This window comes from Lacticaseibacillus sp. 30 (assembly GCF_053819265.1).
The window spans coordinates 1-264 of the sequence record NZ_JBSOQX010000091.1; the positions used below are offsets into that span (position 1 = coordinate 1).

At 48.5% G+C, this 264-nt stretch carries 1 pseudogene; it reads right to left on the minus strand.

Going from position 1 to position 264, the window contains the following annotated elements:
* Positions 1–264: pseudogene (locus ACWPAB_RS15500) on the minus strand (IS30 family transposase); the annotation flags it as partial.

The following is a 264-nucleotide window of genomic DNA, read 5'->3' on the forward strand; positions in this document are numbered from 1 at the left end:
CTTGGCTGAAAATCGACTTGTCTTTGATAAATCCAGTGGTAAATCGTGTGTGGCGCACAGTGAACGGCATAACCGACCATTTCAGGGGACCAACCTAGGTTTAGCTTCTCAGTTACCATCCGCTTCAACTTAGGCGTTAAAATCGAGTGCCGACCACAACGATGCCGACAAGTATCGGCATGATCCTGAGCTATAATGGCGCAGTAATCACCTTCAGGGCAACGGTGAAGCTCATGCCTAATAGAAATACGAGAGCGGCCTAAG